Raw genomic sequence first — 18,463 nt, 5'->3', positions numbered from 1 at the left:
AAAAACCTGACAAGCCAGCAAACACCTTTGACTGAAGATCAACAATGAAAACCAGCCTGGAAGAAATGCTCGCCTTCGTCAGCGTGGTCGACTGCGGCTCGATCAGCGCCGCCGCCGAGCAGCTGGAGCAAACCGCGTCCGGCGTCAGCCGTGCCCTCAGCCGGCTAGAGGAAAAACTCGCCGTTACCTTGCTACGCCGCACCACGCGGCGTCTGGAATTGACCGAGGAGGGCGAGGTGTTCCTGGCCCAGGCGCGGCGCATCCTCGCCAGCGTCGAGGACGCCGAGGAGCAGATGACCCTGCGCCGCCAAGCACCGGCCGGGCGTTTGCGCATCAACACCGCCTCGCCCTTCATGCTGCATGTGATCGTGCCGCTGATCGGCGAGTTTCGCGCGCTTTACCCGCAGATCGAGCTGGAACTGAACAGCGACGACCGCATCATTGACCTGCTGGAACGCCGCACCGACCTGGCCATCCGCATCGGCAACCTGCCGGACTCCAGCCTGCATGCCAGGCCCCTGTGTCACAGCCGCCGCCGCGTATTGGCAAGCCCCGATTACCTGCGCCGCCATGGCACGCCGGAGCGTACCGAGGATCTGACCGGGCACAGCCTGATCGGCTTCACCGAACCGGACAACCTCAACGAATGGCCGCTGCGTCACGCCCTCGGCGAGCGCTGGCGCATCACCCCGAGCCTGCGCGCCTCCAGCGGCGACACCATTCTCGAACTGGCCCTGGCCGGTGAAGGCCTGGTGTGCCTGTCGGACTTCATGACCGATGCCACCCGCGCCAGCGGCGCACTGGTGGAGGTGCTGGCCGAGCAACGCGTGGAGGTGCGCCAGCCGATCAACGCGGTGTACTACCGCAACACCGCGCTGGCGTCGCGCATCACCTGCTTTCTCGATTTTCTCAGCGAGCGGCTGGGCTGTCCGAGCTGAGACACAACGAAAAAGGGCGACTCACCAAGTCGCCCTTTCTGTCACGCCTGCATCACTGCGCGGCCTGCAGACTCCACTCAGCCAGCTTCTGCTGCTTGTAGCTGAGCGCCGCAGCCGGCACCGGAGTGACCTTGCCAGTCTCCATCCAGCGCTTGAGGCGGTTCGCGTCGGCCATGTGGGTGTACTTGCCGAACGCGCCGAGTACCACGAAGGCCACCGGGCGGTTGGCGATGGTGGTGGCCATCACCAGGCAGCGGCCGGCGGCGTTGGTGAAGCCGGTTTTGCTCAGATTGATATTCCAGTCGGGCTTGCGCACCAGGGCGTTGGTGTTGCGAAAACCCAGGGTGTAGTTGGGCTTGCGGAAAGCCACGGTGGCTTCGGAGTCGGTGCTGAACTGGTGGATCAGCGGGTACTGATTGGCTGCCTTGACCATCAGCGCCAGGTCACGCGCCGTGGCGACGTTCAGCTCGGACAGACCGGTGGGTTCGACGAAGTGGCTGTTGTGCATGCCCAGCGCCTTGGCCTTGGCGTTCATGGCCGCGACGAAGGCGGCGTGACCACCCGGGTAATGGTGCGCAAGACTGGCGGCAGCGCGGTTCTCCGAGGACATCAGCGCCAGGTGCAGCATTTCGCGGCGCGTGATTTCGCTGCCAATACGCACGCGGGAGAACACGCCCTGCATTTCCTGGGTGTCGCGGATGGTGATGGTCAATACCTGGTCCAGCGGCAGCTTGGCGTCGAGCACCACCATGGCGGTCATCAGCTTGGTGACCGAGGCGACCGGCAGGCGCAGGTCCGGGTTGCTGGAATAGAGCTCCTGGCCGGTCTTCAGATCGATCAGCAATGCACTACCGGCGGCCAGCTCCTGCTTCGGCTGGGCAGGCGCGGCCTGGAGGTTCGAAACAACAAGGCTGCCGCATAGCAGCAGGCCCAAAATCGAATGACGGAGTTTCACGGTTCACTTCACCGGTTGGAGTGTGGGGGCCGCTGGCAGACGTGGAAAACGACCGGCTAGAGCGGCGGCGATCAGTATAAGGATCACGCTTGGCTATTGCAGTATGGCCCGGTCAAACGGTTGCTGCCGGCGAATCCAGCTCGGCCTGCAACCAATCGACGAAACGTGCGGTCAGGCGCTGGCGACGCTTGCGCTCGGGTAGCACCAGGTAATAGCCAAGCGCCGAATGCGCTTCGGCCTCACCCAGACGACAGAGCAGCCCCTGAGCCAGAAGTTCATCCACTAGATGGCGCCAGCCGATGGCCACGCCCTGCCCGGCAATCGCCGCCTGGATCAGCAGGGTGTAGTTGTCGAAACGCAGCGCGCCGGGCGTTGGCAGGCTGGCGATACCCAGCGCGCGAAACAACCCCTCCCAGTCGAACCAGCGCGAACGGTGTTCCGGACGCAGGTGCAGCAACGGCAGGTCAGCCAGCGCCGCGACCGGCAGCGGCGGCTGACGCTCGCCGAGCAGGCGCGGGCTGCACACCGGGAACACCTCCTCGCGAAACAGCAGATGGGCCTCGCCGTGCTTGAAACGGCCATCGCCGAAGCGAATCGCCACGTCGATGTCGCTGGGCACCGTGGCCGGGTCGCGCTCGCTGGTGATCAGGCTGACGTCCACTTCCGGGTACAGGCGATTGAAACGCTGCAGACGCGGCATCAGCCAGTAGGCGGCGAAGGCGAAGTCGGTGGCCACCTGCAGCACCTCATGCTGCTGACGCGCGGTAACGGCGACAAGCCCGGCATCGAGGCTGGCCAGCCCTTCCTGCACATGGGCCAACAACAGCTCGCCGGCTTCGGTCAGTACGATGCCGCGATAGACGCGATCGAACAGGCGCGTGGCCAGTTGTTGCTCCAGGCGCTTGATCTGCTGGCTGATCGCTGGCTGGCTGCTGCCCAGCTCGCTGGCAGCCGCGGTGAAACTGAGCTGGCGGGCGGCCGACTCGAACACCCGCAGCGCGTCGAGTGACAGCCCATCGATGGCTTTGAACATAAGTTCTGCTTATCCGAGGCATGTTCTACAGCCGGGTTTACCCTGCTGCCGTTCTACCGGAATCATGGAGCCAGCACTGTCGCATAAACCCACAGTATGGAATAGCCGCCACCATGAAGCGCCCGAACATCCTCTTCATCATGGCCGACCAGATGGCCGCGCCGATCCTGCCGCTGCACGACGCCGCCTCGCCGGTGCAGATGCCCAACCTGATGAAGCTGGCCGAGCAGGCCGTGGTGTTCGACTCGGCCTACTGCAACAGCCCGCTCTGCGCGCCGTCGCGCTTCACCCTGGTCAGCGGCCGCCTGCCATCGAAGATCGGCGCCTACGACAATGCCGCCGATTTCCCCGCCGATGTACCGACCTATGCCCATTACCTGCGCCGCCTCGGCTACCGCACTGCGCTTTCGGGCAAGATGCACTTCTGCGGCCCGGACCAGCTGCACGGCTATGAGGAGCGCCTGACCAGCGACATCTACCCGGCCGACTATGGCTGGGCGGTGAATTGGGACGAGCCGGACGTACGCGCCAGCTGGTACCACAACATGTCCTCGGTGCTGCAGGCTGGCCCCTGCGTGCGCAGCAACCAGTTGGATTTCGACGAGGAGGTGGTGTTCAAGGCCCGCCAGTACCTCTACGACCATGTGCGCATGACCCCGGATCAGCCGTTCTGCCTGACCGTGTCGATGACCCACCCGCACGACCCCTACACCATTCCCCGCGAATACTGGGATCGCTACGAAGGCGTGGACATTCCCATGCCGCGCCAACACCTCGAGCAGGCCGAGCAGGACCCGCACTCGCAGCGTCTGCTCAAGGTCATCGACCTGTGGGACAAGCCACTGCCCGAGGACAAGATCCGCGACGCCCGCCGCGCCTACTTCGGCGCCTGCAGCTACATCGACGACAATATCGGCAAGCTGCTCAAAACCCTCGAGGAATGCGGCCTGGCCGAGGACACCTTGATCGTCTTCTCCGGCGACCACGGCGACATGCTTGGCGAGCGCGGCCTCTGGTACAAGATGCACTGGTTCGAGATGTCCGCCCGCGTGCCGTTGCTGGTGCACGCGCCCAAGCGCTTCGCCGCGCACCGGATCAGCCAGTCGGTCTCCACCCTCGATCTGCTGCCTACCCTGGTGGAACTGGCCGGCGGCCAGATCGAGCAGGGCCTGGAGCTGGAAGGTCACTCACTGCTGCCGCACCTCAAGGGTGAGGGCGGGCATGACGAAGTGCTCGGCGAATACATGGCCGAGGGCACCGTCAGCCCACTGATGATGATTCGTCGCGGCCCATGGAAATTCGTCTACTCCGAGCAGGATCCGCTGCTGCTGTTCAACCTCGACAGCGACCCGCAGGAGCTTCACAACCTGGCCGACTGCAGTGAGCACAAGGGCATCCTCGCCGGCTTCCTGGCCGAGGCCCGCGAACGCTGGGATATCCCGGCCATCCACGCCGCCACCCTGGCCAGCCAACGCCGCCGCCGCCTGGTGGCCGAAGCACTGAGCCAGGGCAAGCTGACCAGTTGGGATCACCAGCCCTGGGTCGACGCCAGCCAGCAATACATGCGCAACCATATCGATCTCGACGACCTGGAACGCCGCGCTCGTTTTCCCCAGGTATGAACCTTTTCCCACTGCCGCCCCCAAACCAGAAGAAAAAAGGAGAGACGCCATGAACCGATTCAGTGTGCTGTTACTCGCGGCAGCGCTCACCAGCGCCGGCAACGTCTGGGCCGAGGACGCCGCCTGTGCCGCGGTCAAGCTGGGTGATCCGGGCTGGAGCGACATCGCCGTGACCAACGGCATCGCCAGCTTCCTGCTCGACGGCCTGGGCTACAAGGCGCAAACCCAGACCCTGGCCGTGCCGATCATCTTCGCCGGCCTGCAGAAGGGCCAGGTCGACGTCTTCCTCGGCAACTGGATGCCGGCGCAGCAGAGCAACTACGACAAGTTCGTCGCCAGCGGCGAAGTGGACAAGCTGGCGCAGAACCTCGAAGGCACCGAGTACACCCTGGCCGTACCGACCTATGCCTATGAGGCCGGGGTGAAGACCTTCGCCGATCTGGACAAGCACGCCGACAAGTTCGGCAAGAAGCTCTACGGCATCGCATCCGGCTCACCCGCCAACGAGTCGATCAGGCAGATGATCGCCGCCGACGAATTCGGCCTGGGCGACTGGACGCTGGTGGAGTCCAGCGAACAGGCGATGCTGGTGCAGGTGGGTCGCGCAGTGAAACGCGATCAGTTCGTGGTGTTCCTCGGCTGGACGCCACACCCGATGAACGTGCAGTACGACATGAAGTACCTGAAAGGCGGCGAGAAGTATTTCGGCGACAGCGGCCAGGTCAACACCCTGGCGCGCAAGGGCTACGCCGCGCAGTGCCCCAACGTCGGCAAGCTGCTGAGCAACCTGACGTTCACCCAGGAGATGGAGAACAACATCATGGACCAGGTGCTGAGCAAGCAGGCCAGCAACGACGCCGCGATCAAGGCCTGGCTCCAGGCCAACCCGCAGGTACTCGATGGCTGGCTGCAGGGCGTCACCACCCGCGACGGTGGCGACGGGCTGGCTGCAGTGAAGGCGCGGCTTTGAATTAACCGCCGCAAGTGAGTAGGGTGGAGTCGCCTGCGGCCCACCCTCGACCCAAATCATGCGCCTACCCGACCGACAGACCCTGCTGCCGTTTCTCCGCTGGTTGCCTGGCACCAGCCGCAAGACCCTCGGCAACGACCTGCTGGTGGGCCTGACCGGCGCCATCCTGGCCCTGCCGCAATCGCTGGCCTACGCGCTGATTGCCGGCCTGCCCGCCGAATACGGCCTGTACGCTGCCATCGTGCCGGTGATCATCGCCTGCCTGTGGGGCTCGTCCTGGCACCTGATCTGCGGGCCGACCGCCGCCATCTCCATCGTCCTGTTCACCAGCGTCAGCCCCATGGCGCGCATCGGCAGCGACGAATTCATCGCCCTGATCCTGCTGCTGACCTTTCTCGCCGGGCTGTTCCAGTGGCTGCTAGGTATGCTGCGCTTCGGCGCCCTGGTGAACTTCGTCTCGCAGTCGGTGGTGCTCGGCTTCACTCTTGGCGCGGCGCTGGTGATCGCCATCGGGCAGATGCCCAATCTGCTCGGCGTCGAGGTCGCCAGCCAACCCACGGCCCTGACCAGCCTGCTGCAGATCGGTCAGCACCTGCCCGAAGCGCACTGGCCGAGTCTGGCCCTGGCGGCCTTCACCCTGCTGCTCAGCGTGGCCGTGCGCAAGCTCTGGCCAAAGGCACCTGCACTGCTGATCGGCCTGGTCTGTGGCAGCCTGCTGGCCTGGTTGCTGCCTGCGCGCTTCACCGCTGACATTGCCCTGGTCGCACCATTCGCCGGCGGCCTGCCACCGCTGACTATGCTGAGCTTCGACCTCGACGACGTGCTGCGCCTGCTGCCGGCAGCGGTGGCCTGCGGCATGCTCGGGCTGGTCACCAGCCTGTCCATCGCCCGTGCGCTGGCGGTGAAATCGCACCAGTTCCTCGACGCCAACCAGGAGGTACGCGCGCAGGGCCTGTCGAACATGCTCGGGCCTTGGTTCTCCGCCTCGCTGTCGGCCGGTTCCTTCACCCGCTCGGCGCTGAACCTGCAGGCTGGCGCGCGTACGCCGTTGGCCGGGGTGTTCTCGGCGCTGCTGGTGGCGCTGTTCGCGGTGTTCGGCGCAGCGCTACTGACGCATATCCCGCTGCCGGTGATGGCGGCCGGCATCCTGCTGATCTGCTGGGGCCTGGTGGATCTGCCGGCGATCCGTGCGCTGCGTCGGGTCAGTCGCTCCGAGTTCATGGTGATGCTGCTGACCTTCGCCGCCACCCTGGTGCTGGAGCTGCAGACGGCGATCTACGCCGGCGTGTTGGCCTCGTTGTTCTTCTACCTCAAACGCACCTCGCAGCCGCGCGTGCGCCTGTGGCAGGACGGCGACGACGAGGTGCTGCGCATCGAGGGTTCGATCTTCTTCGGGGCCTGCCAGTACATCCAGCAGTTGCTGCAACGCAGCCGCGGGCAACGCCTGGTGATCGACGCGCGGCACATCAACTTCATCGACTATGCCGGCGTGGAGATGCTGCACCAGGAGGCGCGCCGCCTGCAGGCGCTGAAGCGCAGCCTGGTGCTGCGTCAGGCACGGCCGCCAGTGGTGGAGGAAATCCTCAAGCTCGAAGGCGCCGAGCGCTGCCCGGTACTGTTCGAAGACTGAGTGAGACCGCTCGTCCTAACCCTCATTCGTCTGCGAGCGTGCTCAGATCCAGCGGGCGCACCTGACCGAGCCGTAGCGGCCAGTCGCGGTGGTCGCGCAGCTCGTTGTCAGTGATCGGGTGCACCAGCACGTTAAGGCCATTGCGATGTTGCATCAGCCAGGGCACCAGCTCACCGAACAGCTCAGGACGAAAGGCCAACTGACAGCTCCAATCCGGGTGTGGCCCGACTGGGCGCTCGTGCATCCGTCCCATCTTCAGAGGGAAAAGCCGCGCGGCTTCTTCACACAGCGCACGGGCCTGATCGAGGGTGCTGGCGTCAAAGTAAACATGGGCGTGATAGCCCCTGATCCTCGGCAGCGCTTGCTCGTCCATGCCCGCTCAGCCCGCCAGTTGACAGCGCAGCTCAGCCAGCACCGGCGCCGTATCAGGACGCACGCCACGCCATAGCTCGAACGCCTCGGCCGCCTGCTCGACCAGCATGCCCAGGCCGTCCAGGCAGCGCGCCGCGCCCTGATCAAAGGCCCAGCGGTTGAAGGCGGTCGCTTCACGGCCGTACATCATGTCGTAGCAGACGGTATGACCAGGCTGGATCAGGCTCGGCGCAATCGGCGGCAACTCACCACCGAGGCTGGCAGAAGTACCGTTGACGATCAGGTCCACCGGCGCATCGATCCAGTCGAAGCCAGCGGCGACCAGCGGACCGAGATCGGCGAATTCGCGAACCAGTTGTTCGGCCTTGGCCACGGTGCGGTTGGCGATCACCAGCACCGCCGGCTTCTGCGCCAGGAAGGGTTCGAGCACACCGCGCACGGCACCGCCGGCGCCGAGCACAAGGATGCGCTTGCCGGCCAGGCTGAAGCCAGCGTTGTCCTGCAAGTCGCGGGTTAACCCGGCACCGTCGGTGTTGTCACCAAGCAGGCGGCCGTCGGCCAGTTTCTTCAGGGTATTTACCGCGCCGGCGCGGCGGGCGCGTTCGGTGAGTTCGTCGGCCATGCGAAAGGCCTCTTCCTTGAACGGCACGGTGACGTTGCCGCCCAGGCCGTCGGCGAAAAAGGCGCGGGCATCACCAACGAAGTCGTCCAGCGGCGCCAGGCGCGCATCGTAGGTCAGCGCCTGACCGGTCTGCTCGGCGAACAGGCGGTGGATCAGCGGCGATTTGCTGTGGCCGATGGGGTTGCCGAAGACGCAGTAGCGGTCCATGGAAAGTCCTGTAACGGTAGAAATCTACGAAACTGACGCCGTCCTGTAGGAGCCCCGCCTCGGGGCGCAGCTCTACAAGAGAGAATGGAAGCTAGGCCTGCGCCAGCCAATCACGATCGGTCAGGAAATACTCGGTCAGGCGAGCTTCCTCGCTGCCGGGCTGCGGCTTCCAGTCGTAACCCCAGCGCACATGCGGCGGCAGCGACATGAGGATCGACTCGGTGCGCCCGCCGGACTGCAGGCCGAACAGGGTGCCACGGTCGAACACCAGGTTGAACTCAACGTAGCGACCGCGACGGAAGGCCTGGAACTCTCGCTCACGCTCGCCGAACGGCATCAGCTTGCGGCGCTGGACAATGGGCAGGTAGGCCTGGATATAGGCGTCACCGATGGCGCGCATGAAGGCGAAGCTGGTGTCGAAGTCCCACTCATTGAGGTCGTCGAAGAACAACCCACCGATGCCGCGCGGCTCGCCGCGGTGCTTGAGGTGGAAGTAGCGGTCGCACCAGGCCTTGAACTTGGGATAGACCTCGGCACCGAACGGTGCGCAGGCGTCATACGCGACCTGGTGCCAGTGCACGCAGTCCTCTTCATTGGCGTAGTAGGGCGTGAGGTCGAAGCCGCCACCGAACCACCACACCGGCTCCTCGCCTTCCTTCTCGGCGCTGAAGAAGCGCACGTTGGCGTGCGAGGTCGGCACATAGGGGTTTTCCGGGTGGATCACCAGCGACACGCCGAGGGCCTGGAAGCCGCGGCCGGCCAGCTCGGGGCGATGGGCGCTGGCCGACGGCGGCAGGCTGTCGCCGAACACGTGGGAGAAATTCACCCCGCCCTTTTCGATCAGCGCGCCGTTCTCGATCACCCGCGTGCGCCCGCCGCCCCCGGCCGGACGCTGCCAGGCGTCCTCGGCGAACACGGCCTGGCCGTCTTCGGCTTGCAGGGCGGAGCAGATGCGATCTTGCAGGTCGAGCAGGTAGGCCTTCACGGCCTCGGTACGGTCAGTCACGGCGGCACCTTGAACAGGGAGCAGGTCGAAATCGGCGGGCAGCATAGCATTCACCCAGGCACATCCGCAGTTGACGTCGGTCAATCGGGACGATTGGATAGGCTCTTTCGCCGCTTGCAGCGGCGCCGATCAGACAAGGAATCCGAGATGGCCAAGCGTATCGAGTTCAGCCAGCACGGCGGCAGCGACGTGCTGCAGTACCGTGACTACCAGCCGGCAGCACCTGGCCCGCGCGAGGTGCGCGTGGCCAACCGGGCCATCGGCCTGAACTTCATCGACACCTACTTCCGCAGCGGCCTGTACCAGCCGCCCGCGCTGCCTTCGAGCCTGGGCACCGAAGGTGCCGGGGTGGTCGAAGCGATTGGCAGCGAGGTCGAAGGCATCAAAGTCGGTGACCGCGTCGCCTACGCCACCGGCCCGCTCGGCGCCTACAGCGAACTGCACGTGCTGCCCGCCGACAAGTTGGTGAAACTGCCGGACAACATCAGCTTCGAGCAGGCCGCTGCGGTAATGCTCAAGGGTCTGACTGTGCAGTACCTGTTGCGCCAGACCTATGAACTCAAAGGCGGTGAGACCATCCTGTTCCACGCTGCGGCCGGCGGCGTTGGCTCCTTCGCCTGCCAGTGGGCCAAGGCGCTGGGCGTGAAGCTGATCGGCACCGTCAGCTCGGCGGAAAAGGCGGCGCGGGCCAAGGAACAGGGTGCCTGGGCGACCATCGACTACAGCCATGAAAACGTCGTGCAGCGGGTGCTGGAGCTGACCGACGGCGGCAAGTGCCCGGTGGTCTACGACGGCGTTGGCAAGGACACCTGGGAAACCTCGCTGGACTGCGTGGCACCGCGCGGCCTGCTGGTCAGCTTCGGCAATGCCTCCGGCGCGGTCACCGGGGTCAACCTGGGCATCCTCGCGCAGAAGGGCTCGCTGTACGTCACCCGCCCGACCCTGGCCGGTTACGCCACCAGCGCGCAGCGCCTGCAGGCCATGGCAGACGAGCTATTCGGCATGATCGCCAGCGGCAAGCTGCTGGTGGAAATCAGCAATCGCTATGCGCTGAAGGACGCCGCTGCTGCACAGGATGCGCTGAGCTCACGGCAAACCACCGGTTCGACCATCCTGCTGCCGTGAGGACTGATAGATATTGATGGTGTCGCGATTCTTTCGGACAGGGTGTGGCGAAAGCCGGTGCGCGCGGCGCACCCTACGAAAGATGAATCACCCCATGCAGCGGCACAAACCCGTAGCCCAGTTGCAATCCGGGCTACGACGCTGCAAGCAGATCTGAGTGACGGTGCATAGCCGAGGTGGCGGACCGTAGGGTGCGCCATGCGCACCACTCGTTCTCAGACCTGTGTGGTTTTCGCGGTGCGCGCGGCGCACCCTACGGCAATGACTTGCAGCTTGAGCCGCTCTTCTAGGACGGCCGAATCACATCGCCCGTGCGCAGATCTCGAATCAGGCTGGGATTCTTGCGCCCGCCCAAAGCGCCGCCAAGCACCTTGTCCAGTTCACCTGGGAAGTATTGCTCGACGCGCAGACGCGAACGCGCCGAAGGGCGCCCCGCCGGGTTGGCCGAGGTGGAGATCAGCGGCCCGGTGCAGCGACATAGCGCACGCACCAGTGGATGATCACTGACGCGCAGGGCAACGGTATCGTGCTGGCCTGTGACCCACTCGGGCAGGCGATTCTGATGCGGCACCAGCCAGGTGTTCGGGCCTGGCCAGCTGCCAGCCAGGCGCTCCTGCCAGATCTCTGGCAGATCATCGAGCAGGAAGTCGAACTGTTCGATGTCGTCGGCCACCACGATCAGCCCCTTGTGCATCGGCCGCTCCTTGAGCGCCAGCAGGCGATCCACCGCCGCTTCGTTCCAGGGATCGCAGCCCAGGCCCCAGACTGCCTCGGTCGGATAGGCGATCACGCCCCCCTCACGCACCACTCGCGCCGTTTGCTGTATCTGCCAGTTGCTGGCCATCGACTGTCTCCCGCGGAATCAATGGGCGGCAGTCTATCCAAGCCAATCGTTGCCTGCCACGGGCCTTAACGGACTGTTATCGACTGCGCGCCAGCCAACGCCCGGCCTCGGTACACACCAGGCCATCGAGTTCCAGCTCGGTCAACGCTGCCAACACCTGTGACAACGGCCAGCCGCTAGCCTGCACCAGCGCCTCGGTGCTGTGCGGCGCGGCATGCAGCAAGGCCAGCAATGGATGCTCGACGCTAGCGAGCGGCGCCGATGTGGGCTGGACGGCCGGTGCCTGCCAGCCACGCAGGGCTTCGAGGATATGTTCGATGCTTTCCACCAGGATGGCGCCATCTCGGATCAGTTGATGGCAGCCTCGCGCGCCAGGATGATGGATCGAGCCAGGAATGGCGTAGACCTCGCGCCCCTGTTCGGCGGCCAGGCGCGCGGTGATCAGCGAGCCGCTGGAAGGGCTGGCCTCGACCACCAGTACACCCAGCGACAACCCGCTGATGATCCTGTTGCGCCGCGGGAAATTACTCGCCTGCGGCGGACAGTCCAGCGGCAACTCTGACACCAGCGCGCCACCTTGCTCGATGATCTGCGCCGCCAGCCCCACATGCCGCCGCGGGTAAAGGCACTGCAAGCCAGTGCCCAGCACGGCCACCGTTTTGCCGCCGCCGTCCAGCGCCCCCTGATGCGCAGCACCATCGATCCCCAACGCCAGACCACTGGTGATGACAAAACCACCGCCCGCCAGGCTGCGGGCAAAGGCTCGTGCGTTATCCAGGCCGGGCCGCGAGGCGCGCCGACTACCGACCATGGCCAGTTGCGGCGCCTCCAGCACATCCGGATCGCCCGCCACGAACAACAACGGCGGCGCATCCGTCAGCTCGCCGAGCAGAGCCGGATAGGCTGGATCGTCCCACATCAGCACATGCTGACCAGGCTTATCCAGCCAGTGCAGGGCAGCCGCCGCTCGCTCGCGGATCTGCGCACTGCGCCGGGGCTCGGCGCAGGCAGCCGGCAAGCCCAACGCACGCCAGGCAGTGGCCGGCGCACTGAGCGCTGCCGAGGCGCTATCGAAAGCGCTCAGGAGTTTGCGAAAGCGCCGTGGCCCCAGCTCTGGCAATAGATGCAGACGCAAGCGGGCTTCGAGCTCGGCAGGAGAAACGGCGGGGGAAAGCGAGGAGGGTGCAGGCATGACGATTCTTCCCTGAGCAGTTGCACCGCCATCCTGGCGGCCAGAAAGCACGAGCCCCGCTAGTGCGGGGCTCGTCGGGTATTACGGGTTGCGGACCTTGTCCATCACCGCCAGTTGGCGGCTGGCCTGCAGAACCAGACCGTAGCTGAGCTTGTCATAGGTGCGGAACACCATCAGCAAGCCGGAGCGCTCGTCCGGGATCTTCACGCTCTCGCCGGTAACGCGGTCACGTACGGTCTCGCCGGTCTTGTAGATCGCCAGCACGTTGCCGATTTCCAGGCCATCACGGGCGCCCTTGTTCAAAGTGACCACGTCGAACTGACCGATCTGGGTCACACCACGCGGTACATCGAGGATCAGGCCATTGATTTCGCTGCTCGGCTCACTGGGCATGAAGGTGGAGTTGATCGCACGCTCCTCGGTAGGGAACAGGCGATCTCCCAGGCGCACTTCCTGAGTGGAACGGCTCAGCACCAGAGTACCGATATCACCTTCCTCAGCTACGACTTCACCGGTGCCGATATCATCGGCGTTGATGCCCAGGAATTCCTGGGTATCTGGGTCCGCATAGGTCTTGCCCTGACGGAAGATGCCATAGATCGGATTCTGTTCGTCGAACGCACCCCGCGCATAGACACGATCGCCGGCGCCACTGACCACGCGCTCGGCGTTGCCGGCAACGACATAGGGCTTGCCGTTGAATTCCTCTGGCGTATCGACGATGCGGTTGCTCAGCAGGAAGCTGTTGATCGCCTCCAGCGGGATGGTCGGGATCGCTTCGGCCATCGGCGTGCTGCGCACCTGCGGCGACAGCTTGATGGTACCGCGCGACTCGCCGCGGTTGAGCATCAGGCGCGGCTGACCGTCAACGTAGACCAGGTTGAGGGTATCGCCGGGATAGATCAGGTGCGGGTTGGCCACCTGTGGGTTGGCGTGCCAGATCTCCGGCCATTTCCACGGCTGGCGCAGGAACTTGCCGGAAATGTCCCAGAGGGTATCGCCCTTGACCACGGTGTAGCGGTCCGGGTGACCGTCCTTGAGTTGCACTTCGGCCTGAGCCAAGCTGGTCAGGGCCAGTCCGCCAGCTGCGAAGAGCAGGGCGAGTAGTGATTTCCTCATACGGTGAATCCCTTTATTATGTGCCTTCACGTGAAGCGCCCTAGCGCCGCGTGCCAAACCCGCTGAATACGCGGCGTGAAGCCGTTTTTCAATGCTGTTCATCATCTTAGCAGCGGATTTTGACTTTATTCCACAAGTGCATCACAAACGCATATGGCGATCCTGAATATCCTTGAATTTCCTGATCCACGCCTGCGTACCATCGCCAAACCGGTGGACGTTGTGGATGACTCCATCCGTCAGCTGGTCGACGACATGTTCGAGACCATGTATGACGCTCCTGGTATCGGCCTGGCGGCGACGCAGGTCAACGTGCACAAGCGCGTGGTGGTCATGGACCTGTCCGAGGACAAGTCCGAGCCGCGGGTATTCATCAACCCCGAGTTCGAGCCTTTGACCGATGAGATGGACCAGTACCAGGAAGGCTGCCTGTCGGTGCCTGGCTTCTACGAAAACGTCGACCGCCCGCAGAAGGTCAAGATCAAGGCGCTGGATCGCGATGGCCAGCCCTATGAGCTGATTGCCGAAGGCCTGCTCGCCGTGTGCATCCAGCACGAGTGCGATCACCTCAACGGCAAGCTGTTCGTCGACTACCTGTCCAACCTCAAGCGCGACCGCATCAAGAAGAAGCTGGAAAAACAGCATCGCCAACGCGCTTGACGCCCCATCCAGAAGGCTTGCCACGGCAAGCCTTTTTCTTTAGCGAGCCCCCATGCCTGACTCATTGCGTATCGTCTTTGCCGGCACCCCTGAATTTGCTGCCGAGCACCTCAAGGCCCTGCTGGCCAGCCCGCACCAGATCATCGCCGTCTACACCCAGCCGGATCGCCCGGCCGGCCGTGGTCAGAAGCTGATGCCGAGCCCGGTCAAGCAACTCGCCGTCGAACATGGCATCCCGGTCTACCAACCGGCCAGCCTGCGCAACGAAGAGGCCCAGGCCGAGCTGGCCGCACTGCAGCCGGACCTGATGGTGGTGGTTGCCTATGGCCTGATCCTGCCGCAGGTGGTGCTCGACACCCCGCGTCTGGGCTGCATCAACAGCCACGCCTCCTTGCTGCCGCGCTGGCGCGGCGCCGCGCCGATCCAACGCGCCGTGCAGGCCGGTGATCTTGAGTCCGGCGTCACCGTGATGCAGATGGAAGCGGGCCTGGACACCGGGCCGATGCTGCTCAAGGTGACGACACCTATCTCAGCCGATGACACGGGCGGCAGCCTGCACGACCGCCTTGCCCTGCTCGGCCCACAGGCCGTACTGCAAGCCATCGATGGTCTGGCCGCCGGCACGCTGAAAGGCGAAGTGCAGGACGATGCCCTGGCCAACTACGCGCACAAGCTGAACAAGAACGAAGCACTTCTGGACTTCAGCCGCCCGGCCGTCGAGCTGGAGCGCCTGGTACGCGCCTTCCATCCCTGGCCGATCTGCCACACCACGCTGAACGGCGATGCATTGAAAGTGCATGCGGCCGAGATCAGTGAGGGCAAGGGCACCCCAGGCACTATCCTCGCCGCCGACAAGCACGGCCTGACCGTGGCCTGCGGCGAGGGCGCACTGCGCCTGACTCGCCTGCAATTGCCCGGCGGCAAGCCGCTGGCCTTCAGCGATCTGTACAACAGCCGCCGCGAGCAGTTCGCGCCCGGCCTGGTGCTCGGTCAATGAACCCACGCCTGGCCGCGGCCCGCGCCCTGACCGCAGTGCTGTCCGGCAAGGCCTCGCTGGGCAGCAGCCTGCCGCCGCAGCTGGACAAGGTCGAACACCACGACCGCGCCCTGGCGCAGGACCTGGCCTTCGGCGCCGCGCGCTGGCAGCCACGCCTGCAACTGCTGGCCGACAAGCTGCTGGAAAAGCCCTTCAAGACCGCCGACAAGGATGTGGAAGCGCTGCTGCTGATCGGTCTCTATCAGTTGCTGCACAGTCGCATCCCCGAGCACGCCGCCATCGGCGAGACGGTCGGCTGCGCCGGCGCGCTGAAGAAACCCTGGGCCAAGGGCTTGCTCAATGCCGTGTTGCGCCGTGCCCAGCGCGAGCACGAGGCGTTGTACGCTGAACTCGATCGCGACCCGGTGCTGCACAGCGCGCACCCACGTTGGCTGCAGAAGGCACTCAAGGCGCATTGGCCGGAACACTGGCAAGCCATCTGCGCCGCCAACAACGCGCATCCGCCGTTGATCCTGCGGGTCAATCGCCGCCACGGCAGCCGCGACGCCTACCTCAACGAGCTGCACGAAGCCGGCATCGCCGCCGAACCCTGCACCTTCAGCCGCGACGGCGTACGCCTGTTGCAGCCCTGCGACGTGACCACCTTGCCCGGCTTCAAGGAAGGCCGCGTCAGCGTGCAGGACGAAGCCGCGCAACTGGCCGCTGACTTAATGGAGCTGGCACCAGGCCAACGCGTGCTGGATGCCTGCGCCGCGCCGGGCGGCAAGACCTGTCACCTGCTGGAAGTCGAGCCGGGCCTGGGCGAAGTGGTCGCCGTGGATCTGGAAGCCAAGCGCCTGGCGCGCGTACGCGAGAACCTCGAGCGCCTCGGTCTGGAGGCGCGCCTGATCGCTGCCGACGGCCGTGCAACCAAGGTCTGGTGGGATGGCACGCCGTTCCAGCGCATCCTGCTCGACGCCCCCTGCTCGGCCACCGGGGTGATCCGCCGTCATCCCGATATCAAACTGACGCGCAAACCCGAGGACATTCCCGCCCTGGCGCAACTTCAAGGCGAACTGCTCGATGCACTGTGGCCGACCCTCGCGCCTGGCGGCATCCTGCTCTACGCCACCTGCTCGGTGCTGCCGACGGAAAACAGCGAAACCATCGCTGCCTTCCTCGCCCGAACCCCCGATGCCCGAGAAATAGCCATCGAGGGCGATTTCGGCCTGCAGCCCGCCCACGGTCGCCAGTTGCTGCCACAGCTGGACGGCCACGACGGCTTCTACTATGCCAAGCTGATAAAGACCGCTGTGACCAGCCACAGCTAACGGAGCGATCAGTGAAAATCATCATTCTCGGCGCCGGCCAAGTGGGCGGCACCCTGGCCGAACACCTGGCCAGCGAGGCCAACGACATCACCGTGGTCGACACCGATGGTGATCGCCTGCGCGACCTTGGCGACCGCCTGGACATCCGCACCGTTCAGGGCAAGGGCTCCTTCCCCACCGTGCTACGCCAGGCCGGCGCTGACGATGCCGACATGCTGGTGGCGGTGACCAACAGTGACGAAGTCAACATGATGGCCTGTCAGGTGGCCTACACCCTGTTCCACACGCCGACCAAGATCGCCCGGGTGCGCGAGGCGGCCTACCTGACCCGCGAGGCGCTGTTCGACAATGAAGCGATTCCGGTCGACGTGCTGATCAGCCCCGAGCAGGTGGTGACCAACTACATCAAGCGCCTGATCGAATACCCCGGCGCCCTGCAGGTGATCGACTTCGCCGAAGGCAAGGCTCAGCTGGTGGCGGTCAAGGCCTACTACGGCGGCCCGCTGGTGGGCCAGCAACTGCGCCAGTTGCGCCAGCACATGCCCAACGTCGACACCCGCGTCGCGGCGATCTTCCGCCGCAACCGGCCGATCATGCCCAAGGGCGACACCGTGATCGAGGCCGATGACGAGGTGTTCTTCATCGCCGCCAAGGCCCACATCCGCGCAGTGATGAGCGAGATGCGCCGCCTCGAGGACAGCTACAAGCGCGTGGTGATCGCTGGCGGCGGCAATATCGGCGAACGCCTGGCCGAGGCCATCGAAAGCCGCTACCAGGTGAAGATCATCGAGATGAACCCGGCGCGCTGCCGCTACCTGTCGGAGAACCTCGACAGCACCATCGTACTGCAGGGCAGTGCCTCGGATCGCGACCTGCTGGTGGAAGAGAACATCAACGATGCCGACATCTTCCTCGCCCTGACCAACGACGACGAGGCCAACATCATGTCGTCGCTGCTGGCCAAGCGCCTGGGTGCGCGCAAGGTGATGACCATCATCAACAACCCGGCCTATGTCGACCTGGTGCAGGGCGGCGAGATCGACATCGCCATCAGCCCGCAGCTGGCCACCATCGGCACCCTGCTGACCCACGTGCGCCGCGGCGATATCGAAAGCGTGCATAGCCTGCGCCGCGGCGCAGCCGAGGCGCTGGAGGTGATCGCCCATGGCGATGCCAAATCGAGCAAGGTGATCGGCCGCGCCATCGAAGACATCGCCCTGCCACCCAGCACCACCATCGGCGCCATCATCCGCGACGAACAGGTGCTGATCGCCCACGACGACACGGTGATCGAGTCCGGCGACCACGTGATCCTGTTCCTGGTCGACAAGAAGTACATCCGCGACGTCGAGCGCCTGTTCCAGGCAGGGTTGACGTTCTTCTGAAGCTAGAGAAGACACATCTCGTAGGAGCGAGCGTGGCCGACGAAGGAGACTCCCTGTGAGCACTGAGGCGCTAGAAAAGATGTTGGCCAAGGGCATGGACAACGCCCTGCTGCGCTTCGGCCTGGGCAAGGCCCATCTGGATGGTGGTAACGCCACCCAGGCGGCCGAGCACCTGCAACGCTGCGTAGAGTTCGACCCCACCTATTCAGCGGCCTGGAAGCTGCTGGGCAAGGCGCTGCAGGCCGAGGGAGACCACGACGGCGCGCGGCAGGCCTGGCAGCAGGGCATTGCCGCGGCACAGGCCAAGGGCGACAAGCAGGCCGAGAAGGAAATGACCGTGTTTCTGCGCAAGCTGGACAAGCAACGCTGATCGACTCGGTGCGCACGGCGCACCCTACAGTTCGCAACGGTGTTGTAGGGTGCGCAGTGCGCACCGAATTGGCGAAGGGCTTCGACTTTCACGCTGAAGCCCATTG

Annotated in this window: 18 protein-coding genes; 10 read left to right on the top strand and 8 right to left on the bottom strand. The window is 64.9% G+C overall.

Going from position 1 to position 18,463, the window contains the following annotated elements; translation table 11 throughout:
• Positions 1-44: 44 nt before the first annotated feature.
• Complete coding sequence (locus tag JWV26_RS10640; RefSeq protein ID WP_206419029.1) at positions 45-938, top strand: LysR family transcriptional regulator; 894 nt, start codon at positions 45-47, stop codon at positions 936-938.
• 52 nt (positions 939-990) lie between these two features.
• Here the strand turns inward: JWV26_RS10640 and pbpG are convergent, their stop codons facing one another.
• Positions 991-1,893 (bottom strand): D-alanyl-D-alanine endopeptidase, encoded by a 903-nt coding sequence (pbpG, locus tag JWV26_RS10635; RefSeq protein WP_206419028.1) that lies wholly within the window; start codon positions 1,891-1,893, stop codon positions 991-993.
• Between the two features lie 112 nt (positions 1,894-2,005).
• Positions 2,006-2,926 (bottom strand): choline sulfate utilization transcriptional regulator, encoded by a 921-nt coding sequence (locus JWV26_RS10630; RefSeq protein WP_206419027.1) that lies wholly within the window; start codon positions 2,924-2,926, stop codon positions 2,006-2,008.
• Between the two features lie 113 nt (positions 2,927-3,039).
• On the opposite strand from JWV26_RS10630, the gene betC reads away from it, so the two are divergent.
• Genes betC through JWV26_RS10615 form a run of 3 tightly spaced genes read left to right on the top strand, consistent with a single transcriptional unit; the run spans position 3,040 to position 7,148 of the window.
• On the top strand, positions 3,040-4,548 hold the full coding sequence (gene betC / locus JWV26_RS10625) for a choline-sulfatase (protein WP_196457304.1): 1,509 nt from the start codon (positions 3,040-3,042) through the stop codon (positions 4,546-4,548).
• Positions 4,549-4,597: 49 nt separating this feature from the next.
• Positions 4,598-5,518, top strand: coding sequence for a choline ABC transporter substrate-binding protein (choX, locus tag JWV26_RS10620; RefSeq protein WP_206419026.1), 921 nt, complete (start codon positions 4,598-4,600; stop codon positions 5,516-5,518).
• 58 nt (positions 5,519-5,576) lie between these two features.
• Positions 5,577-7,148: a SulP family inorganic anion transporter gene (locus JWV26_RS10615; RefSeq protein ID WP_079785041.1), complete on the top strand. Its 1,572-nt coding sequence runs from the start codon at positions 5,577-5,579 to the stop codon at positions 7,146-7,148.
• 22 nt (positions 7,149-7,170) lie between these two features.
• Here JWV26_RS10615 and JWV26_RS10610 read toward each other — a convergent pair whose 3' ends face one another.
• The 3 genes from JWV26_RS10610 to hemF all read right to left on the bottom strand — a co-directional run bounded on the left by JWV26_RS10610 (position 7,171) and on the right by hemF (position 9,355).
• Entirely contained in the window at positions 7,171-7,521 is a 351-nt protein-coding gene (locus JWV26_RS10610; RefSeq protein WP_206419025.1) for a DOPA 4,5-dioxygenase family protein, read from the bottom strand.
• A gap of 6 nt (positions 7,522-7,527) precedes the next feature.
• Positions 7,528-8,349 carry a shikimate dehydrogenase gene (gene aroE, locus JWV26_RS10605; protein ID WP_206419024.1) on the bottom strand — a complete coding sequence of 274 codons (822 nt, stop codon included), beginning with the start codon at positions 8,347-8,349 and terminating at the stop codon, positions 7,528-7,530.
• Between the two features lie 91 nt (positions 8,350-8,440).
• On the bottom strand, positions 8,441-9,355 hold the full coding sequence (gene hemF, locus JWV26_RS10600) for an oxygen-dependent coproporphyrinogen oxidase (RefSeq protein ID WP_206419023.1): 915 nt from the start codon (positions 9,353-9,355) through the stop codon (positions 8,441-8,443).
• Positions 9,356-9,502: 147 nt separating this feature from the next.
• Between hemF and JWV26_RS10595 the strand changes: the two genes are divergently transcribed.
• Positions 9,503-10,480, top strand: coding sequence for an NADPH:quinone reductase (locus tag JWV26_RS10595; RefSeq protein ID WP_072425112.1), 978 nt, complete (start codon positions 9,503-9,505; stop codon positions 10,478-10,480).
• A gap of 286 nt (positions 10,481-10,766) precedes the next feature.
• Here the strand turns inward: JWV26_RS10595 and tsaC are convergent, their stop codons facing one another.
• The 3 genes from tsaC to JWV26_RS10580 all read right to left on the bottom strand — a co-directional run bounded on the left by tsaC (position 10,767) and on the right by JWV26_RS10580 (position 13,635).
• Entirely contained in the window at positions 10,767-11,324 is a 558-nt protein-coding gene (gene tsaC / locus JWV26_RS10590; protein ID WP_206419022.1) for an L-threonylcarbamoyladenylate synthase type 1 TsaC, read from the bottom strand.
• A 76-nt stretch (positions 11,325-11,400) separates the two neighbouring features.
• Positions 11,401-12,516, bottom strand: coding sequence for a DNA-processing protein DprA (gene dprA, locus JWV26_RS10585; RefSeq protein ID WP_206419021.1), 1,116 nt, complete (start codon positions 12,514-12,516; stop codon positions 11,401-11,403).
• Positions 12,517-12,597: 81 nt separating this feature from the next.
• Positions 12,598-13,635 (bottom strand): LysM peptidoglycan-binding domain-containing protein, encoded by a 1,038-nt coding sequence (locus JWV26_RS10580; protein ID WP_196457292.1) that lies wholly within the window; start codon positions 13,633-13,635, stop codon positions 12,598-12,600.
• Positions 13,636-13,788: 153 nt separating this feature from the next.
• Between JWV26_RS10580 and def the strand changes: the two genes are divergently transcribed.
• Genes def through JWV26_RS10555 form a run of 5 tightly spaced genes read left to right on the top strand, consistent with a single transcriptional unit; the run spans position 13,789 to position 18,357 of the window.
• Positions 13,789-14,295 (top strand): peptide deformylase, encoded by a 507-nt coding sequence (gene def / locus JWV26_RS10575; RefSeq protein ID WP_004422862.1) that lies wholly within the window; start codon positions 13,789-13,791, stop codon positions 14,293-14,295.
• 52 nt (positions 14,296-14,347) lie between these two features.
• Entirely contained in the window at positions 14,348-15,292 is a 945-nt protein-coding gene (gene fmt, locus JWV26_RS10570) for a methionyl-tRNA formyltransferase (RefSeq protein ID WP_206419020.1), read from the top strand.
• The gene (gene rsmB, locus JWV26_RS10565; RefSeq protein WP_206419019.1) at positions 15,289-16,602 is read left to right on the top strand and encodes a 16S rRNA (cytosine(967)-C(5))-methyltransferase RsmB; all 1,314 of its coding nucleotides are present in this window, start codon (positions 15,289-15,291) and stop codon (positions 16,600-16,602) included. The genes fmt and rsmB overlap by 4 nt, the downstream gene beginning before the upstream one ends.
• 11 nt (positions 16,603-16,613) lie before the next feature.
• A complete protein-coding gene (gene trkA / locus JWV26_RS10560) occupies positions 16,614-17,987 on the top strand; it encodes a Trk system potassium transporter TrkA (protein ID WP_017676312.1) in 1,374 nt (457 codons plus the stop codon).
• 55 nt (positions 17,988-18,042) lie between these two features.
• Complete coding sequence (locus JWV26_RS10555) at positions 18,043-18,357, top strand: tetratricopeptide repeat protein (RefSeq protein WP_072425118.1); 315 nt, start codon at positions 18,043-18,045, stop codon at positions 18,355-18,357.
• Positions 18,358-18,463 lie beyond the last annotated feature (106 nt).

The organism is Ectopseudomonas toyotomiensis, assembly GCF_017167985.1.
GTDB lineage: Bacteria > Pseudomonadota > Gammaproteobacteria > Pseudomonadales > Pseudomonadaceae > Aquipseudomonas > Aquipseudomonas toyotomiensis.
The sequence above is the reverse complement of the archived record's forward strand: the minus strand, read 5'-3'. Positions and strand labels throughout refer to the sequence as shown.